The sequence below is a fragment of the Agromyces sp. H66 genome, from assembly GCF_004959775.1.
Taxonomy (GTDB): domain Bacteria; phylum Actinomycetota; class Actinomycetes; order Actinomycetales; family Microbacteriaceae; genus Agromyces.
Map to the genome: position 1 here is coordinate 314,385 of NZ_SJZG01000004.1, position 18,736 is coordinate 333,120.

Genomic DNA, 18,736 nt, shown 5'->3' on the forward strand with positions numbered 1-18,736 from the left:
TCCACAGAACAGGAACCGAATGACCACGGAATCGACACCCGTGCCGTCGCCCGCCCCAGTGCCGCCAGGCGCGCCCGTGGAGCTCACGGGTGCCGAGGCGGTCGTCCGCTCGCTCGAGATGCTCGGCATCACCGACGTCTTCGGGCTGCCGGGCGGCGCGATCCTCCCCGTCTACGACCCGCTGCTCGACAGCCGCAAGCTGCGCCACATCCTCGTGCGCCACGAGCAGGGCGCCGGGCACGCGGCCGAGGGCTACGCCTCGTCCTCCGGCAAGCTCGGCGTCGCGATCGCGACCTCGGGGCCGGGCGCGACGAACCTCGTCACCGCCATCGCCGATGCGCACATGGACTCGGTGCCGATCCTCGCGATCACCGGCCAGGTGTTCTCGAACCTCATGGGCACCGACGCCTTCCAGGAGGCCGACATCGTCGGCATCACGATGCCCATCACGAAGCACTCGTTCCTCGTGAAGCGCGCCGAGGAGATCCCCGCCACCATCGCGGCGGCGTACCACATCGCCACCACCGGTCGGCCCGGCCCCGTGCTCGTCGACATCACGAAGGACGCCCAGCAGGCGACGTTCCAGTTCCGCTGGCCGCCGAAGGTCGAGCTGCCCGGGTACCGTCCCATCACCAAGGCGCACGGCAAGCAGGTCTCCGCGGCGGCGCAGCTGCTCGCCGAGGCGAAGCGCCCCGTGCTCTACGTCGGCGGCGGCATCATCCGGGCGCGCGCGTCAGAGGAGCTCCTCGCCCTCGCCGAAGCCACCGGTGCGCCGGTCGTGACGACGCTCATGGCGCGGGGCGCGTTCCCCGACTCGCACGAGCAGCACCTGGGCATGCCCGGCATGCACGGCACCGTGCCCGCCGTGCTCGCGCTGCAGGAGGCCGACCTGCTCGTGGCCCTCGGCTCCCGCTTCGACGACCGCGTCACGGGCAAGTCGGCGCTCTTCGCGCCCGACGCGAAGGTCGTGCACGTCGACATCGACCCGGCCGAGATCTCCAAGATCCGCACGGCCGACGTGCCCATCGTGGGCGACCTGAAGGACGTACTCGTCGACCTGCTCGCCGGGTATCGCAACGCCACGGCCGCCGAGAAGCCCGACCTCGAGGAGTGGTGGGCGACGCTCGACGGCCTCCGCTCGGAGTTCCCGCTCGGCTACACCCAGCCCAGCGACGGCCTCCTCGCGCCGCAGTACGTGATCGAGCGCATCGGCGAGCTCACCGGCCCCGAGGGCGTCTACGCCGCCGGCGTCGGGCAGCACCAGATGTGGGCCGCGCAGTTCATCAAGTACGAGCGTCCGAACTCGTGGCTGAACTCGGGCGGCGCCGGCACCATGGGCTACGCGGTGCCCGCAGCCATGGGCGCGAAGGTCGCCGAACCCGACCGCGTCGTCTGGGCGATCGACGGCGACGGCTGCTTCCAGATGACGAACCAGGAGCTCGCGACGTGCGCCCTGAACGACATCCCGATCAAGGTCGCGATCATCAACAACTCGTCGCTCGGCATGGTGCGCCAGTGGCAGACCCTGTTCTACGACGGCCGGTACTCCAACACCGACCTGCAGACGGGCCACGACACGGTGCGCATCCCCGACTTCGTCAAGCTGGCCGAATCGTACGGTGCGCTCGGCATCCGCGTCACCAAGGAGGTGGAGGTCGACGCCGCGATCAAGCTCGCGCTCGAGACGAACGACCGACCCGTCGTCATCGACTTCGTCGTGTCCGCCGACGCCATGGTGTGGCCGATGGTGCCGCAGGGCGTGTCGAACAGCTACATCCAGTACGCCCGCGATCACTCGCCGGCATTCAGCGAGGAGGACTGACCATGTCGACACACGTGCTCTCCCTCCTCGTCGAGGACAAGCCGGGCCTGCTCACGCGGGTGGCCGGGCTCTTCGCCCGCCGCGGGTTCAACATCGAGTCGCTCGCCGTGGGCCACACCGAGATCGCCGGGCTCTCCCGCATCACGGTGGTCGTCGACGTGGAGGACCTGCCCCTGGAGCAGGTCACGAAGCAGCTCAACAAGCTCATCAACGTCATCAAGATCGTGGAGCTCGACCCGGCGCAGTCCGTGCAGCGCGAACACCTGCTCATCAAGGTGCGCGTCGACAACGCGACCAGGTCGCAGGTGCTCGAAGCGGTGAACCTCTTCCGCGCTCGCGTCGTCGACGTCTCGACCGACGCGCTCGTGATCGAGGTCACGGGCGACAGCGGCAAGACCAACGCCCTCCTGAGGGTGCTCGAGCCGTACGGCATCAAGGAGATCGCCCAGTCGGGTCTCCTCGCGATCGGTCGCGGCGGCAAGTCGATCACCGAGCGCGTCTTCAAGGGCTGACCATCCGTTCCCCGAGCTCGTCGAAGGGAACAACGCACGAACACGTCCCTTCGACAGGCTCAGGGACCGGAATCAAGGAGAAAGAACAGCACATGGCTGAGATCTACTACGACAAGGACGCCGACCTCGCCCTGATCCAGGGGAAGAAGGTGGCGGTCATCGGCTACGGCTCGCAGGGCCACGCGCACGCGCAGAACCTGCGCGACTCGGGCGTCGAGGTCGTCATCGGCCTCAAGGAGGGTTCGAAGTCGAGGCCGAAGGCCGAGGAGGCCGGCTTCGAGGTGAAGAGCGCCGCCGAGGCATCCGCGTGGGCCGACGTCATCGTCATCCTCGCGCCCGACCAGGTGCAGCGCCACCTCTACGCGGACGACGTCGAACCGAACCTGGCCGAGGGCAAGGCCCTCGTCTTCGGCCACGGCTTCAACATCCGCTTCGGCTACATCACGCCGCCCGAGGGCGTCGACGTGCTGATGGTCGCCCCGAAGGGCCCCGGCCACACCGTTCGCCGCGAGTACGAGGCCGGTCGCGGCGTGCCCGTGATCGTCGCCGTCGAGAAGGATGCCTCGGGCAACGCCTGGCCCCTCGCCCTCTCGTACGCGAAGGCCATCGGCGGCCTGCGCGCGGGCGGCATCAAGACCACCTTCACCGAGGAGACCGAGACCGACCTGTTCGGCGAGCAGGCCGTGCTCTGCGGCGGCGTGTCGCAGCTGGTGCAGTACGGCTTCGAGGTGCTCACCGAGGCCGGCTACCAGCCGCAGGTCGCGTACTTCGAGGTGCTCCACGAGCTCAAGCTCATCGTCGACCTCATGTGGGAGGGCGGCATCGCCAAGCAGCGCTGGTCGGTCTCCGACACCGCCGAGTACGGCGACTACGTCTCGGGTCCCCGCGTCATCGACCCGCACGTCAAGGAGAACATGCAGGCCGTGCTCGCCGACATCCAGTCGGGCGCGTTCGCCGAGCGGTTCATCGCCGACCAGGATGCCGGTGCCCCCGAGTTCCTCGCGCTGCGGGCGAAGGGCGAGGCGCACCCCATCGAGGCGACCGGCCGCGAGCTGCGCAAGCTGTTCGCGTGGAACGCGTCGAACGACGACGACTACGTGGACGGCGAGGTCGCTCGCTGACGCGAGTCGATCTGTCCACCTGAACTCCTGCGCGGCGGGGTCGGCTTCGGCCGGCCCCGCCGTTCGGCGCGTCAGGGTGCGTTGCCCCAGAACGGCCCCACCAGTCCCACGCTCGCGAAGTACTCGTGGGCCTCCTTCGGTTCGCGGCGCCGGTAGGGCGAGTCGAGCCGGCCCGCGTACCACTTCGACGCGAGACGCCAGAGCGTGGCGAGATCGAACACCGCGCCGCGCTCGTTCCCGGTCTCGCCGAGCCAACGGTCGACGCAGGCCTCGGTGCAGAAGACCCGCTGGTTCTCGCAGGTGTGCACCACGTCATCCCAGGCGCGGGCCATCGGCACCAGGAAGTGGGCCACCTGCGTGCCCGCGGGCGGGTGGGCGTTCGTGACCGTCCACGAGTGCGCCGTGCCGCACGCCGGGCACGTCGTCGCGACGAGCGCGGAGGGCTCCTCGGGCACGAGGTTCGGGATCGCGAACGCGTCCCAGGCGCAGCCGCCCCACCAGAGGGTGTGGCGACCCATCACCGAGAACGCGAAGTTCCTCGTCGCGAACGGGTGGGCGAGCACGACCTCATGGTCGCCGTCGAACACCAGGTGGCGCCGTGCCGCCAATTCGTCCATCGCCTCGACGACCTCCGCAGCGGAGAGCCCGGTCCGTTCGCCGAGTTCGGTCACGGACGGCATCCGGCCGGTGCCGGCGAGGGAGGAATACACGGCCAGGCGCACGTTCTCGTCGCGATCGGTCATGGTCCGAGCATGCTCCACATCGGGCGCGCGATCCAGCGCCGGGCGCGTGCTCGAATGAGCACGCCCGAACCCTTGCTCCGAGGGCTCCGACTGTGGTCGCATGTGGTTCCATGAGCGAACTCCGACACCGCCACACCGACCCCACTCCACGCTGGTGTTCCTGCAGGGTGCCCGACGATGACGTCGAGCCCGCGGCATCCGGAATCTCCCGACGCAACGTCCTCATCGGTGCCTCCGCGGCCGGTGCCCTCGCAGCCGTCGGATGGTCGGGCCCGGCCCAGGCCGCACCCGGCGACTCGACCGTGACCATCACGATCATGGGCACCTCCGACCTGCACACGAACGTCGTGAACTGGGACTACTACCGGGACGCGACCTACAGCGACAGCGCGGGCAACGCCGTGGGTCTCGCGAGGGTGGCCAGCGTCGTGAACCAGATCCGCGCCGACCGCGGTCCCGAGCGCACGCTGCTGTTCGACGCGGGCGACACCATCCAGGGCACGCCGCTCGGCTTCTACTACGCCACGGTGGAGCCGGTCACGGAGACGGGCGCGATCCACCCGATGGCCGCCCAGATGAACGCCCTCGGCTACGACGCCGTCGCGCTCGGCAACCACGAGTTCAACTACGGTCTGGCGTTCCTCGACAACTGGATCTCGCAGATGGAGGCACCGGCGCTCGCGGCGAACGCCGTGCACGCCGGCACGAAGGTGCCGAGGTTCCGCCCGTATGCCATCAAGCGGATGAAGGTGAAGGGGCGCCCGCCGATCAGGGTGGGTGTGCTCGGGCTCACGAACCCCGGCGTCGTGATCTGGGACAAGGCGAACGTCGAGGGCGAACTCGAGGTGCAGGGGCTCGTCGAGGCGGCCGCTCGCTGGGTTCCCGTGATGCGCGCCGAGGGCGCCGACATCGTCGTGGTGAGCGCGCACTCGGGCGACAGCGGCACGTCGTCGTACTCGGGCGACCTGCCGGTCGAGAACGCGGCCGCGCTCGTCGCCGAGCAGGTGCCCGGGATCGACGCCATCCTCTTCGGCCACGCGCACCGCGACGTGCCGGAGCGCTTCGTCACGAACGCCGAGACCGGCGCGCAGGTCGTCATGAGCGAGCCGAAGAACTGGGGCCAGCGGGTCAGCGTGTTCGACCTCCGTCTGGAGTTCGTCCGGGGTCACTGGCGGGTCGCGCAGAGCCAGGCGATGACGGTGAACACGAACACCGTCGTCGACGACCCGGCCTTCGTCGCCCTCGTGCGCGACCAGCACGACGCCGTGGTGACGTACATGAACACCCCGGTCGCGAACTCGACCGAGGCGATGTCTGCGGCCGAGGCGTGCTGGAAGGACACGGCGATCCTCGACTACGTCAACGAGGTGCAGACGGCCACCGTGGCGGCTGCGGTCGCGGGCAGCCCCGAGGCGGCCCTGCCGATCGTCTCGATCGCCGCGCCCTTCAACCGGGCCGCCAGCTTCCCGGCTGGTCCCGTCACGATCAAGGACGTCGCCGGGCTCTACATCTACGACAACACGCTGCTGGCCTCGGTGCTGACCGGCGCGCAGATCAAGGAGTACCTGGAGTTCTCGGCGAAGTACTTCAAGCAGGTCGCGCCCGACGCCCCGGTCGATCCGGCGGCCTGGACCAACGCGCCGTGGCCGAACCCCGATTCGCCGACCACGCCCGACTACAACTACGACCAGTTCTCGGGCGTCGACTACGGCATCGACATCTCGCAGCCGGTCGGCTCGCGCATCGTCGGTCTTTCGTACGAGGGGGTGCCGGTGGCCGACGATCAGCAGTTCCTGGTGGCGGTCAACAACTACCGCCAGTCGGGCGGCGGCGGGTTCCCGCACATCGCCTCGGCACCGGTCGTGTACAACGCCCAGGTCGCGATTCGCGAGGCGATCGTGGCGTACGCGTCGGCGCAGGGCACGATCGACCCGGCGGACTTCCACGTCGAGAACTGGCGGCTCGTGCGGAACGGGACGCCCGTGTTCTGATCACCGGCCCGAGGTGACGCGGGGTGGCGGGCCGTCCGACTGGCTAGTCTGGTCGCATGGCCCGCGACTCCGACGACGACGCCCTGCGATGGGAGGGCGACGACGATCCGACGCTCGCGCCCGGCTGGAAGACGGTGGGCAGTCCGGTGCCGCTGGAGGGTGCGGCAGACGAACCCGACGCCGCCGGCCAGGCCGCCACGAAGGATGTCCCGAGCCAGCCGGGATCGGCCGAGCTCGTCATGCTCGGGGTGCTCGGCGGCGTCTACCTGCTGTACTCGATCGGCTGGCTGATCACGGCATCCCGACCCGCACCCGTGCTCGCCGACCCCGTGGCGCAGTTCATGTACGGGTTCGGCACGTGGTTCGCCGTGGCGGCACCGGCGCTGTGGTTCGGCGCTGCGCTGTGGCTCGCCTCGCAGCACCGTCGCGCACGCCTTCTCTGGCTCATCGCGGGGGCCATCGTCCTCGTGCCCGTCCCGTTCCTGCTGCGAGGTTGAGATGACCGAGGCATCCCTTCCCGCAGGTGACGCGGGCGCCGGTTCGGCCGGCGCGGCCGGGGCATCCGGAGCCGCGCCGCGCCCGGCGACGCCGCTCTGGCTGGCGGTCACGATCGCCGCGGTCTTCGGCGTGCTGTACGCCTACGACGTGTGGGAGGCCGTGCGCGATCTCGTGGGCGTGTCGCTCATGGTCGGCGACCTGGGCGTCTCGCTCGCGGGCGTCGGCGTCGCCCTGCTCATCGCGGCGCTCCTCGTGCCGCTCATCGTCTACGCGCTCGCCTTCTGGCTGGGGTACCGCCGCGGTCCGCTCGCGCAGGTCGTGCTCTTCCTGGCCGGATACGCGCTCGTGCAGGTGCTGACCCTCGACCTCGGGGCATTCTTCGAACTCGGCGGCATCGACTTCTCGTGACATCGGCGGCCGTCGCCGACGTGCCGCAGACCGACGCCGTCGACGCGCCGCAGACCGCCGCCCGACGTCACAGAACGGAGGCGGCATGCGGCCTCCAGTAGAGTGAACGGGTAGGCGCCCCCACGGCGTGTGGCGCATCCCACCCCGTTTCAGCGCGCCGAGCGCGCGCGTCGCCCCGAAGGATCCGATTCGTGTCAAAGCCGGTCGTGCTGATCGCCGAAGAACTCTCGCCCGCCACCGTCGAAGCCCTGGGGCCCGACTTCGAGGTCCGCAACGTCGACGGCACCGACCGGCCGGCGCTGCTCGCGGCGCTGGCCGACGCGAACGCCATCCTCGTCCGCTCGGCCACGAAGGTCGACGCCGAGGCGATCGCCGCGGCACCCAGGCTCAAGGTGATCGCCCGAGCCGGCGTCGGCCTCGACAATGTCGACATCAGGGCCGCGACGACCGCGGGCGTCATGGTCGTGAACGCGCCGACGTCGAACATCATCTCGGCCGCCGAGCTCACGGTCGGGCACATCCTGAGCCTCGCCCGGCACATCCCGGCGGCGCATGCGGCGCTCGCGCAGGGGGAGTGGAAGCGCTCGCACTACTCCGGCGTCGAGCTCTACGAGAAGACGGTCGGCATCATCGGCCTCGGCCGCATCGGCGCGCTCATCGCGGCGCGGCTGCAGGCGTTCGGCACCGAGGTCATCGCCTACGACCCGTACATCACGGCGGCGCGCGCGCAGCAGCTCGGCGTGCAGACGGTGAGCCTCGACGAGCTCCTCGAGCGCAGCGACTTCATCACGATCCACATGCCGAAGACGCCCGAGACCACCGGCATGATCGGCGCGGAGCAGCTCGCGAAGATGAAGCCGACCGCGTTCGTCGTGAACGTCGCCCGTGGCGGACTCATCGACGAGGAGGCGCTGCACGACGCACTCGTCGCGAAGACGATCGCGGGCGCCGGCCTCGACGTCTTCGTCTCGGAGCCGCCGAAGGAGTCGCCCCTGCTGTCGCTGCCGAACGTCGTCGTCACGCCGCACCTCGGCGCGTCGACCGACGAAGCTCAGGAGAAGGCGGGGGTCTCGGTCGCCCGGTCGGTGCGCCTCGCGCTCGCGGGCGAGCTCGTGCCCGACGCCGTGAACGTGGCGGGCGGGGTCATCGACCCGTACGTGCGGCCGGGCATCCCGCTCGTGGAGAAGCTCGGGCAGCTGTTCGCCGGCCTGGCCCACGGCCCGCTCACGAGCCTCGACGTCGAGGTGCGCGGCGAGCTCGTCGACTACGACGTGAGCGTCCTGAAGCTCGCCGCGCTCAAGGGCGTGTTCACCAACGTGGTGAGCGAGACCGTCTCGTACGTCAACGCGCCGCTCCTGGCCGAGCAGCGCGGCATCGACGTGCGCCTCATCACCGATCCCGAGAGCCCCGAGTACCGCAACGTCATCACGCTGAGCGGTGCGCTCGCCGACGGCACGCAGGTCTCGGTCGCGGGCACGCTGACCGGCACGAAGCAGATCGAGAAGCTCGTGGGCATCAACGGCTACGAGATCGAGGTGCCGATCGCGACGACGCACATCATCATGGAGTACACCGACCGCCCCGGGATCGTGGCGATCTACGGACGCGAGTTCGGCGACGCGGACATCAACATCGCCGGCATGCAGATCGCCCGTCGCGAGGCCGGGGGGCAGGCGCTCAGCGTGCTCACCGTCGACTCGCCGGTGCCGAGCGAGGTGCTCGAGCGCGTGCGCACCGCCATCGACGCCGCGTTGCTCGTCGAGATCGACATCACCGAGTAGTCGCTCGGCGATTCATCCCGGCGTGGGCGGCTCCGTCGCGAGCCGCTCGAGGAGGGCGACCAGGGCGTCCATCTCGGATGCCCGCGGCGCGTCGACGCCGAGGTCGTCGATCTCGCCGTGCAGCGCCGAATCGTAGTACAGGCCGTCGCCGATGAGCGTGATGGCGAGCGCCACCGTGGGGTCGGCGACGTGTCGGCCGATGGCCTCGAACCAGCGGTGCCGGGCGTTGCGGATCGCTCGACCCGCGGCGGCGTTGCCGCCCTGCGCGAGCCGTGCGGCCGCCACGACGGCACGGTCGAGCGGATGCTCCATCGCGACGGAGGAGCGCACGAAGTACGCGATGGCGCCCTCGGGCGCGTTCTCGATGTCCTGCACGTCGCGCTCGACGAGCGTGTCGAGGCGCTCGATGAGCCCCTCGATGAGCGCCTCCCGCGAGGCGAAGTGGTAGAGCAGCCCGCCCTTGGAGACGCCGGCGGCCCTGGCCGTCGCGTCGAGGGTGGCCGCGCGTTCCCCGTCGTGGAGGAGGATGCGCTCGAACGCGTCGAGCACCGCTTCACGCGCGGCGGGAGGTCGGCTCATGTGCTCGATGGTATCGAGCGCCGTCCCTCGTCGACGTGTTACTATACCGGCTGGACGGTATAGTAATGGATGCACGGATGACTCACACCATCGAACAGGCGACCCCGACGACAGTGACCGCGGTGGATGCCGCAGGGCCGGCCGGTCCCGATCTGCGCGTGCGTGCACCGCGACGCGCCTGGTTCGCACTCGCCGTGCTCATGCTGCCGGTGCTGCTCGTGTCGGTCGACAACACCGTGCTGAGCTTCGCGCTCCCGGCGATCTCGCGCGATCTCGCGCCGACCGCGGCGCAGCAGCTCTGGATCATCCACGCCTACCCGCTCGTGCTCGCGGGGCTCCTCGTCGCGATGGGCGCCGCCGGCGACCGATTCGGCCGGCGGCGCGTGCTCCTCATCGGCTCGATCGGCTTCGCCGTGCTCTCGGTCGCGGCGGCGTTCGCACCGACGGCCGAGGCGCTCATCGCCGCCCGCGCGGCGCTCGGCCTCTTCGGCGCGATGCTCATGCCCTCGACGCTGTCGCTGCTGCGTGCGGTCTTCACCGACCGTGAGCAGCGACGACTGGCGATCGCGATCTGGGCGTCGGGCTTCGCGGCCGGCAGCGCGCTCGGCCCGATCGTCGGCGGGCTCCTGCTCGAGCACTTCGCGTGGGGCTCGGTCTTCCTCCTCGCCGTTCCGGTGCTCGTGCCCATGCTCGTGCTCGTGCCCGTGCTCATCCCCGAGAGCCGGGATCCGGCGCCCGGGCCGATCGACCTCGTGAGCGTCGTGCTGTCGCTGGCCGCGATGGGCCCGATCGTCTACGGCATCACGTCGCTCGCGACCGAGGGCGCCGACGGATTCGGCGTGCCGGCGATCATCGCCGGCGGGATCTTCGCCGTGTGGTTCGCGCGCCGCCAGCTCCGCAGCGCCTCGCCCATGCTCGACGTGCGGCTCTTCCGTCAGGGATCGTTCGGCGGCGCCGTGCTGGTGAACCTCCTCAGCGTCATCGCCCTCGTCGGGTTCCTCTACTTCGTGTCGCAGCACCTGCAGCTCATCGCGAGTCTGGGTCCCGTCGACGCGGGTCTCGCGCTCGTGCCCGGCCTCGTGACGATGATCGTGGCGGGGCTCGCCGTGGTGCCGATCGCACGCAGGGTGCCTCCGCGCGTGCTCGTGCCTGCAGCATCGGGGCTTTCGGCCGCGGGCTACCTCGTCATCGCGCTGACGACCTCCACCGACTCGATCGCGCCCATCGTCGCGGCGTTCATGCTCCTCGGGGCGGGCATCGGGGCGGCCGAGACGGTCTCCAACGAGCTCATCCTCTCGAGTGCGCCGGCCGCGAAGGCCGGCGCGGCGTCGGCCGTCTCCGAGACCGCCTACGAGCTCGGTGCGGTGCTCGGCACGGCGATCCTCGGCGGCATCCTGGCCGCGCAGTACCGCGCCGGCATCGTGGTGCCGCCGTTCCTCAGCGCCGCCGAGGCGGATGCCGCGCGGGAGACGCTCGCCGGGGCCGTCACGGTCGCCGAGGGCATGCCCGGCGCGATCGGCGACCAGCTCGTGGCATCCGCGGCCCTGGCCTTCGACGCCGGGGTCGTCGTGACCTCGCTCATCGGCGTCGCGCTCATGCTGGCGGCCGCGGCGGTGGCGGCGGTCTCGCTGCGGAACCCGGCCCCCGGTCGCCGGGAGTGACGGGCGTCGGTCGTCGGCTCCGAGCACGGCCGGTGGAATGCCGAACGGCCGTCCGCCCCCGCGACGGGGGTGCCGGACGGCCGTTCGCGCGACGGCTCAGAGGGTCGTGGGATCCTCAGGCGTCGAATGCTCGTTGCGCACCACGCGATCGCCCGTGGCCGGGTCGACGCTCGTGTGCGAGGTCGTCACCGAACGCCGGCGGCGGGCCAGGAGAACGATGCCGAGGATGATGACGATCGCACCGGCGACCATCAGGATGTAGCCGACGAGCTGGAGGTTGATCCAGTCGACCGCGAGGTTCAGCGCGAACGCGAGGATCGCGCCGATGACGAAGAGCACGATACCGAGACCGAGACTCATGTGCGGGTCCTGCTTTCTCTCCGGCGGCGCGCGCGCCGCGTTTCGATGAGGCGGATACCTCGTCCTGAGGCCGAGTGTATCGATCGGCTCCGCGCACGGGACACTACGCTGGGAGGGCTGGCGCACGAAGGAGGATCCATGGTAGGTACGGTCAGGCTCGCGGTCATTCCGGGCGACGGGATCGGTCCCGAGGTGGTCGGAGAGGCGCTCAAGGTGCTCGATGCGGTGACCGCCGGCACCGAGGTCGCCTTCGAGCGGACGCCCTTCTCCCTCGGCGCCGCGCGCTACCTGGAGACCGGCGACGTGCTGACCGACGACGACCTCGCCGCGATCAGGGAGCATGACGCGATCCTGCTCGGCGCCGTGGGCGGCGTCCCCGGCGATCCGCGACTCGCGGGAGCGAACATCGAGCGCGGACTCCTGCTCCGGCTCCGGTTCGAGCTCGACCACTACGTGAACCTGCGCCCGTCGGTGCTGTACCCCGGCGTGACCAGCCCGCTCGCGAACCCGGGCGAGGTCGATTTCGTCGTCGTGCGCGAGGGAACCGAGGGTCCGTATGTCGGCAACGGCGGGGCGATCCGGGTCGGCACGCCCGCGGAGGTCGCGAACGAGGTGAGCGTGAACACCGCCTACGGGGTCGAGCGCGTCGTGCGCTACGCGTTCGCCGCGGCATCCGCTCGCCCGAAGCGGAAGCTGACCCTCGTGCACAAGACGAACGTGCTCGTCTTCGCCGGCGCGCTCTGGAAGCGCACCGTCGACGCGGTGGCCGCCGAGTATCCGGAGGTCTCGGTCGACTACCTGCACGTCGACGCCGCCACGATCTTCCTCGTCACGGATCCTGCTAGATTCGATGTCATCGTCACGGACAACCTCTTCGGCGACATCCTCACCGATCTGGCCGGCGCGATCAGCGGCGGCATCGGACTTGCGGCCTCGGGCAACATCAACCCCGACGGCCGGTTCCCGAGCATGTTCGAGCCGGTGCACGGTTCGGCTCCCGACATCGCCGGGAAGGGCATCGCCGACCCCACCGCCGCGATCCTCTCCGTCGCGCTGCTCCTCGACCACCTGGGTCACCCCGAGCTCGCGGCGAGGGTGCAGCGGGCGGTCGCCGCCGACATCGCCGAACGCGGCGACGTGCGACGCTCGACCTCCGAGGTCGGCGACGCGATCGTCGCCCGGATCGACGTACACGAGACCCAGCGCATCTGAAGGAAGGCACCATGACGACGACGAACCTCACCCTGCAGACCCCCTCCGAGGCGGGACTGACGTGGGCGGTCACGCGCAACGAGAACGCACGCACCGACGCCGACCGCGAGGCGATCCTCGCCGACCCGGGCTTCGGCAACCACTTCACCGACCACATGGTCGACATCTGCTGGTCGGAGAAGGGCGGGTGGCATCGCCCCCGCGTCTCGCCGTACGGGCCGATCCCGCTCGACCCGGCGGCGGCGGTGCTGCACTACGCGCAGGAGATCTTCGAGGGCCTGAAGGCGTACCGGCACGCCGACGGCTCGATCTGGAGCTTCCGGCCCTACGAGAACGCGGCGCGCATGCAGCGTTCGGCCCGGCGCATGGCGCTGCCCGAACTGCCCGTGTCGTACTTCATCGACTCGCTCAAGCAGCTGATCGCGGTCGACGGCTCGTGGGTGCCGAGCGCAGCCGAGACGAGCCTCTACCTGCGTCCGTACATGTTCGCCAAGGAGGCGTTCCTCGGCGTGCGTCCGGCGAAGAAGGTCGCCTACTACGTGATCGCGAGCCCCGCGGCCGCGTACTTCCCGGGCGGCGTCGAGCCCGTGAACATCTGGCTCTCGACGACGTACGCGCGCGCCGGCAAGGGCGGCACGGGCGCGGCGAAGACCGGCGGCAACTACGCGTCGAGCCTCCTGCCGCAGGCGGAGGCCTACGAGAAGGGATGCCAGCAGGTGGCGTTCCTCGACCCGGCGGGCAACCTCGAGGAGCTCGGCGGCATGAACATCGTGCTCGTCCGACGCGACGGCACCCTCCTCACGCCCGAGTCGGACTCGATCCTCGAGGGCATCACGCGCGACTCCATCCTGCAGCTGGCCGCCGACCGCGGACACGTCGTCGAGCGGCGTCCGATCGCGCTCGCCGAGTGGCGCGAGGGCGCGGCATCCGGTGACATCGTCGGCGCCTTCGCCTGCGGCACCGCCGCGGTGGTCGTGCCGATCGGCCGACTCCTCGCCGAGGACTTCGAGATCCTGCACCACGGCGACGAGGCCTCGGAGCTCGCGCTCTCGCTCCGCGAGGAGCTCACCGGCATCCAGTACGGCCGCGTCGAGGACCGTCACGGTTGGATGACGCGGCTCGACGCCTGATGACGGGCACGGTCATCCGGCCGTTCCGACGTGACGACACCGAGCCGGTGATCGCGCTCTGGCGCGCCGCCGGTCTCGTCGTGCCGTGGAACGACCCGTACCGCGACATCGAGCGCAAGCTCACGGTGCAGCCCGAGCTGTTCCTCGTGGTCGAGGAGGAGGGTGACGGCGGTGGAACCGGCGCCGCCGTCATCGGCACCGCCATGGTCGGCTTCGACGGGCACCGCGGCTGGGTCAACTATCTCGCGGTCGACGAGTCGCACCGCGGGGAGGGCGTCGGCGCTCGGCTCATGGCCGCGGCCGAGCGCCTCCTGGTGGAGCGCGGATGCCCCAAGCTCAACCTGCAGGTGCGATCCACGAACTCGGGCGTCATCGAGTGGTACCGGTCGCTCGGGTATGGGCTCGACGAGGTCGTGAGCCTCGGCAAGCGGCTCATCCCCGATGCGCCCTCGGCCCCGCCGAGCGCCTCTAGGCTGGATCCATGAAGATCGCGCGCTTCTCGCACGGCGAGTCCATCGCCTTCGGCATCGTCGACGAGGAGGAGCACGAGCTCGTCGTGCTGAAGTCCGACCCGATGTACGCCGGGTACGACCCGACGGGGGAGCGGGTGCCGCTCGCCGAGGCGAAGCTGCTCGCCCCGGTCATCCCGCGTTCGAAGGTCGTGGCCGTCGGCCGCAACTACCGCGACCACGCCGCCGAACTGGGCAACGACGTGCCCGCCGAACCGCTCCTCTTCCTGAAGCCCAACACCTCGGTCGTCGGACCGGGCGACGCCATCGTGCTGCCGCGGCAGAGCGAGCGGGTGGAGCACGAGGGCGAGGTCGCCGTCGTCATCGGGCGCATCGCCAAGCACGTCTCCGAGGCGGATGCCCCGGGCGTGATCTTCGGGTACACGATCGCGAACGATGTCACCGCGCGCGACCTGCAGCGCCGCGACGGACAGTGGACGCGGGCCAAGGGGTTCGACACGTTCTGCCCGCTCGGGCCCGTGATCGACACCGAGCTCGACGTCGAGCGCGGCACGATCGAGACGAGCGTGAACGGGGCGCGCAGACAGGACGGACGCCTCGCCGACATGGTGCACTCGATCCCCGCGATCGTCGCCTACGCGTCGAGCGTGTTCACGCTGCTGCCGGGCGACGTGATCCTCACCGGCACGCCCGCGGGCGTCGGGCCGATCGTCGACGGCGACACCGTCGAGATCACGGTGTCGGGACTCGGCACGCTGTCGAATCCCGTGCGCGCGGCGGGCTGAACGCGCCGCTGCGGCATCCGGCCCGTCAGCGACCCACGGCGGCGGCGGCGAGGTCGACGTCCTCCTCGTCGTTCCACAGGTGGAAGGCGACGCGCGCCCGACCCGCTCGGCCCGACGCCGTCATGCCCGCTGCCGTGAGCGCCGCGAGGTCGGCGCCGTCGGCGTCGGGCCAGGTGACGATGGCGCTGTCGGATGCCGCGAGCCCGAGCCGCTCCCGGAACGCGTTGGCCAGGCCGAGGTCGTGGCGGTACACCTCGTCGGCGTCGAGCGACGCGGCGAAGCCGAGTGCGGCCTCGGCGCCCTCCCACGCATGCCACGCAGGGGAGACGTCGAACCTGGTCGCGTCGTCGGCGAGGTACAGGTCGGGTCCGTAGGTCGACGTCCACGGGTCGGCGCCCGAGTACCAGCCGGCGGTGTAGGGCACGATCTCGTCGACGGCCCGGTCGGAGAACGCGGCGAAGGCGGCGCCGCGCGGGGCGCTGAGCCACTTGTAGGCGTGGCACACGATGAGGTCGGCGTCGAGGTCGGTGGTCGGCATCCAGCCGGTCGCCTGCGTGGTGTCGACGAGCGTGAGCGCGCCGTGGTCGCGGGCTGCGGCGGCGACGGATGCCGCGTCGGCGACCTCCCCGGTGGCCGACTGCACGAGCGAGTACGCGACCAGCCACGTGGCATCCGTCACCTCGTCGGCCAGCGCGTGACCGGGAACGTGCCGGACCCGCAGGTCGCCGCGGACGAGGAACGGCGCCACGACCGACGAGAAGTCCCCGTCGATGCAGAGCACCTCGGCGCCGCGCGGGGCGGAGGCGGCGACGAGGCCGGCGAACACCGAGACCTGCGATCCCGTGGCGACGCGCTGGGGGGCGACGCCGAGGAGTGCGGCGGCGTGCCCACGGGCGCGCTCGAGGGTGGCGGAGTAGTCGTGGGCGCTCGCCGAGCCCGCCGCCCAGCGGTCGAGGTCGCGCTGCACGGCGTCGCGAGTGGCGTGGGTGGGAATGCCCAGCGTGCAGGCGGCGAGGTAGCCGCGTCCGGCAGTGAAACGGTCGCGAAGGGAGTCCATGCGACCAGTCTCCGGCTCGCGGCATCCATTCGACAAGAGCAGGTGAGTGATCACATTCATGACATTGGCTTATGATTCGAGCATGTCCGACATGTCCATCGAGCACCTCGCGTCGGCGATCGACCTGCACACCATCCGCGTCGTGGGGCAGGTCGCCGAGCAGGGCTCGCTCACGGCCGCCGCCGAAGCCCTCGGCTACAGCCAGCCCGCGGTGAGCCAGCAGCTGCGCCGGTTCGAGGAGCGCACGGGCATCGCCCTCGTCGAGCGCGTCGGTCGCGGTATCCGCCTCACCCAGTCCGGCCGCGTGCTCGCGCGGCACGCGGGAGCCGTGACCACCGTGCTCGAGGCGGCGGCGGGCGAGCTCGCCGAGATCCGTGGACTCCGCGCCGGCCGCGTGCGGCTCGTGGCGTTCCCGTCGGCGTCGGCCACGCTCGTACCGCGGCTCATCGCCGCGCTCGCCGCGGAGCATCCGGGCGTGACCGTCACCTACGTCGAGGCGGAACCGCCCGAGGCGGTCGCCGCGGTCCGCGCCGACCGGGCCGATGTCGCCATCACGTTCAGCTACCCCGGCGACCGTGACGACCCGCACCGGGCGAGCGCCCGTGGGCTCGACGTGCTCCCATTCTGCGACGAACCGATGCAGCTCGTGCTGCCCGAGGGGCATCCGGCCACGGCATCCGACGTCGTCGATCTCGCGACGCTCGCCGACGACGACTGGATCGCCGGGTGCCCGCGCTGCCGGGGCCATCTGCTGGAGCTGACGGATGCCGCGGGCTTCCACCCTCGCATCGCCTTCGAGACCGACAACTTCGTCGCGGTCGAGGGCATGGTCGCCCAAGGACTCGGAGTGGCCCTGCTGCCGTCCCTCGCCCTGGACTCGTCGCCGCGGCCTCCCGGCGTCGTGACGCGGCCCACCGCGCGCGCCGACGTGCGCTCGCTCCACTTGGTCACCGCTCGCGGCGCCGATCGCGTCCCCGCCGTCGGCGCGACGCTCAGCGTGGTGCGCCGGCTCCTGCCCGTGAACTGAAAGGCCCCGCATCCTCGGCGTTCCCGTCACCGGTCGGTCGATACGATTGACGCGTATGTCCGAGACAGCTGATCCCACCACCACCGCCACCGGAAGCGACATCCGTGTCCGCTTCTGCCCGTCGCCCACCGGCACGCCGCACGTCGGCCTCGTGCGCACGGCCCTGTTCAACTGGGCCTACGCCCGGCACACGGGCGGCACGTTCGTCTTCCGCATCGAGGACACCGATGCGGCGCGCGACACCGAGGAGAGCTACGAGCAGATCGTCGACGCCATGAAGTGGCTCGGCCTCGACTGGGACGAGGGCATCGAGGTGGGCGGTCCGCACGCCCCGTACCGCCAGTCGCAGCGGCTCGACATCTTCGCCGACGTCGTCGAGCGGCTGAAGGCCGCCGGGCACGTCTACGAGAGCTACTCGACCGCCGAGGAGATCGACGCCCGCAACGAGGCCGCCGGGCGGCCGAAGCAGTTCGGCTACGACAACTTCGACCGCGACCTCACCGACGAGCAGCGGGCGGCGTACCGGGCCGAGGGCCGCCAGCCGGCGCTGCGGCTGCGCGTGCCCGACGACCTCGACCTCGGCTTCGACGACCTCGTGCGCGGTCGCATCGACTTCGCGCCCGGATCGACCACCGACTTCGTGGTGGTGCGGCCGAACGGGGCGCCGCTGTACACGCTGGTGAACCCCGTCGACGACGCGCTGATGGGCATCACGCACGCGCTCCGCGGCGAGGACCTGCTCTCGTCGACGCCGCGCCAGATCGCGCTGTACCACGCGCTCATCGACATCGGGGTCACCACGTTCGTGCCGCGCTTCGGGCACCTGCCCTACGTCATGGGGGAGGGCAACAAGAAGCTCTCCAAGCGCGACCCCGAGTCGAACCTCTTCCACCACCGCGACCGCGGATTCATCCCCGAGGGGCTCCTGAACTACCTCGCGCTCCTCGGCTGGGGCTTCGCGGCCGATCGCGACGTGTTCAGCCGCGACGAGCTCGTCGAAAGGTTCGACGTCGCCGACGTGAACCCGAACCCGGCCCGGTTCGACCTGAAGAAGGCCGAGGCGATCAACGGCGACCACATCCGGCTCCTCGACACGGCCGACTTCGCCGAGCGCACGGTGCCCTACCTGCAGGCCGCGGGCGTGATCGACACGCCCATCACGCCGGCGCAGGAGGCCGTGCTCGCCGAGGCGGCACCCCTCGTGCAGGAGCGCATCGGGCTGCTCGGCGAGGCGCCCGGCATGCTGGGCTTCCTGTTCACGGATGCCGCGGGGCTGGCGTACGACGACGACGCGCTCGCGGGCCTGCCCGCCGACGCGCCCGCCGTGCTCGCCGCGGCGCGCGAGGCGCTCGACCGGCTGCCCGCCGAGGCGTGGGGCCACGCCGAGATCGAGGAGGCGCTGCGCGACGCGCTCGTCGACGGGCTCGGGTTGAAGCCGCGCGTCGCGTTCGGCCCGGTGCGCACCGCGATCTCGGGGCGACGCGTGTCGCCGCCGCTCTTCGAGTCGATGCAGATCCTCGGCAAGATCGACTCGTTGGAGCGCATCGAGCGGCTCGCGGCGCGGCTCGGGTAGCGAGCC

General features: G+C 70.9%; 18 protein-coding genes. 14 read left to right on the top strand and 4 right to left on the bottom strand.

Annotation, left to right across the window (positions count from 1 at the left end; all coding sequences use genetic code 11):
- Positions 1-19: 19 nt before the first annotated feature.
- From EZM51_RS09600 to ilvC, 3 genes are all read left to right on the top strand, one after another.
- Positions 20-1,822, top strand: a complete 1,803-nt coding sequence (locus EZM51_RS09600; protein WP_136708024.1) for an acetolactate synthase large subunit — start codon at positions 20-22, stop codon at positions 1,820-1,822.
- A 2-nt stretch (positions 1,823-1,824) separates the two neighbouring features.
- Positions 1,825-2,334 (top strand): acetolactate synthase small subunit, encoded by a 510-nt coding sequence (gene ilvN, locus EZM51_RS09605; RefSeq protein WP_136708025.1) that lies wholly within the window; start codon positions 1,825-1,827, stop codon positions 2,332-2,334.
- 92 nt (positions 2,335-2,426) lie between these two features.
- Positions 2,427-3,455 carry a ketol-acid reductoisomerase gene (gene ilvC, locus EZM51_RS09610; RefSeq protein WP_136708026.1) on the top strand — a complete coding sequence of 343 codons (1,029 nt, stop codon included), beginning with the start codon at positions 2,427-2,429 and terminating at the stop codon, positions 3,453-3,455.
- A gap of 71 nt (positions 3,456-3,526) precedes the next feature.
- Here the strand turns inward: ilvC and merB are convergent, their stop codons facing one another.
- Positions 3,527-4,198 (bottom strand): organomercurial lyase, encoded by a 672-nt coding sequence (merB, locus tag EZM51_RS09615; protein WP_136708027.1) that lies wholly within the window; start codon positions 4,196-4,198, stop codon positions 3,527-3,529.
- A gap of 110 nt (positions 4,199-4,308) precedes the next feature.
- Between merB and EZM51_RS09620 the strand changes: the two genes are divergently transcribed.
- From EZM51_RS09620 to serA, 4 genes are all read left to right on the top strand, one after another.
- Positions 4,309-6,189 carry a 5'-nucleotidase C-terminal domain-containing protein gene (locus tag EZM51_RS09620; protein ID WP_136708028.1) on the top strand — a complete coding sequence of 627 codons (1,881 nt, stop codon included), beginning with the start codon at positions 4,309-4,311 and terminating at the stop codon, positions 6,187-6,189.
- Between the two features lie 56 nt (positions 6,190-6,245).
- Positions 6,246-6,686, top strand: coding sequence for a hypothetical protein (locus EZM51_RS09625; protein ID WP_136708029.1), 441 nt, complete (start codon positions 6,246-6,248; stop codon positions 6,684-6,686).
- Position 6,687: 1 nt separating this feature from the next.
- Positions 6,688-7,095, top strand: coding sequence for a hypothetical protein (locus EZM51_RS09630; RefSeq protein ID WP_136708030.1), 408 nt, complete (start codon positions 6,688-6,690; stop codon positions 7,093-7,095).
- A 191-nt stretch (positions 7,096-7,286) separates the two neighbouring features.
- Positions 7,287-8,876 carry a phosphoglycerate dehydrogenase gene (gene serA / locus EZM51_RS09635; RefSeq protein ID WP_136708031.1) on the top strand — a complete coding sequence of 530 codons (1,590 nt, stop codon included), beginning with the start codon at positions 7,287-7,289 and terminating at the stop codon, positions 8,874-8,876.
- Between the two features lie 12 nt (positions 8,877-8,888).
- Here serA and EZM51_RS09640 read toward each other — a convergent pair whose 3' ends face one another.
- Positions 8,889-9,455, bottom strand: a complete 567-nt coding sequence (locus EZM51_RS09640) for a TetR/AcrR family transcriptional regulator (RefSeq protein WP_136708032.1) — start codon at positions 9,453-9,455, stop codon at positions 8,889-8,891.
- Between the two features lie 77 nt (positions 9,456-9,532).
- Here EZM51_RS09640 and EZM51_RS09645 point away from each other — a divergent pair, with 77 nt between their 5' ends.
- The gene (locus tag EZM51_RS09645; RefSeq protein ID WP_136708033.1) at positions 9,533-11,116 is read left to right on the top strand and encodes an MFS transporter; all 1,584 of its coding nucleotides are present in this window, start codon (positions 9,533-9,535) and stop codon (positions 11,114-11,116) included.
- Positions 11,117-11,212: 96 nt separating this feature from the next.
- Here EZM51_RS09645 and EZM51_RS09650 read toward each other — a convergent pair whose 3' ends face one another.
- The gene (locus tag EZM51_RS09650) at positions 11,213-11,476 is read right to left on the bottom strand and encodes a DUF6458 family protein (protein WP_136708034.1); all 264 of its coding nucleotides are present in this window, start codon (positions 11,474-11,476) and stop codon (positions 11,213-11,215) included.
- A gap of 138 nt (positions 11,477-11,614) precedes the next feature.
- Here EZM51_RS09650 and EZM51_RS09655 point away from each other — a divergent pair, with 138 nt between their 5' ends.
- Genes EZM51_RS09655 through EZM51_RS09670 form a run of 4 tightly spaced genes read left to right on the top strand, consistent with a single transcriptional unit; the run spans position 11,615 to position 15,073 of the window.
- Complete coding sequence (locus tag EZM51_RS09655; RefSeq protein WP_136708035.1) at positions 11,615-12,688, top strand: 3-isopropylmalate dehydrogenase; 1,074 nt, start codon at positions 11,615-11,617, stop codon at positions 12,686-12,688.
- Positions 12,689-12,699: 11 nt separating this feature from the next.
- The gene (locus EZM51_RS09660; protein WP_136708036.1) at positions 12,700-13,818 is read left to right on the top strand and encodes a branched-chain amino acid aminotransferase; all 1,119 of its coding nucleotides are present in this window, start codon (positions 12,700-12,702) and stop codon (positions 13,816-13,818) included.
- Positions 13,818-14,303: a GNAT family acetyltransferase gene (locus EZM51_RS09665; protein ID WP_136708037.1), complete on the top strand. Its 486-nt coding sequence runs from the start codon at positions 13,818-13,820 to the stop codon at positions 14,301-14,303. The genes EZM51_RS09660 and EZM51_RS09665 overlap by 1 nt, the downstream gene beginning before the upstream one ends.
- Positions 14,300-15,073 carry a fumarylacetoacetate hydrolase family protein gene (locus tag EZM51_RS09670; protein WP_136708038.1) on the top strand — a complete coding sequence of 258 codons (774 nt, stop codon included), beginning with the start codon at positions 14,300-14,302 and terminating at the stop codon, positions 15,071-15,073. The genes EZM51_RS09665 and EZM51_RS09670 overlap by 4 nt, the downstream gene beginning before the upstream one ends.
- Before the next feature lie 25 nt (positions 15,074-15,098).
- On the opposite strand, the gene EZM51_RS09675 is transcribed toward EZM51_RS09670, so the two are convergent.
- Positions 15,099-16,130, bottom strand: coding sequence for an aminotransferase class V-fold PLP-dependent enzyme (locus EZM51_RS09675; RefSeq protein WP_136708039.1), 1,032 nt, complete (start codon positions 16,128-16,130; stop codon positions 15,099-15,101).
- 82 nt (positions 16,131-16,212) lie between these two features.
- On the opposite strand from EZM51_RS09675, the gene EZM51_RS09680 reads away from it, so the two are divergent.
- Both EZM51_RS09680 and gltX read left to right on the top strand, forming a co-directional pair.
- Positions 16,213-17,157 carry a LysR family transcriptional regulator gene (locus EZM51_RS09680; protein ID WP_248305560.1) on the top strand — a complete coding sequence of 315 codons (945 nt, stop codon included), beginning with the start codon at positions 16,213-16,215 and terminating at the stop codon, positions 17,155-17,157.
- A gap of 55 nt (positions 17,158-17,212) precedes the next feature.
- A complete protein-coding gene (gene gltX, locus EZM51_RS09685; RefSeq protein ID WP_136708041.1) occupies positions 17,213-18,730 on the top strand; it encodes a glutamate--tRNA ligase in 1,518 nt (505 codons plus the stop codon).
- The last annotated feature ends 6 nt before the right edge of the window (positions 18,731-18,736 follow it).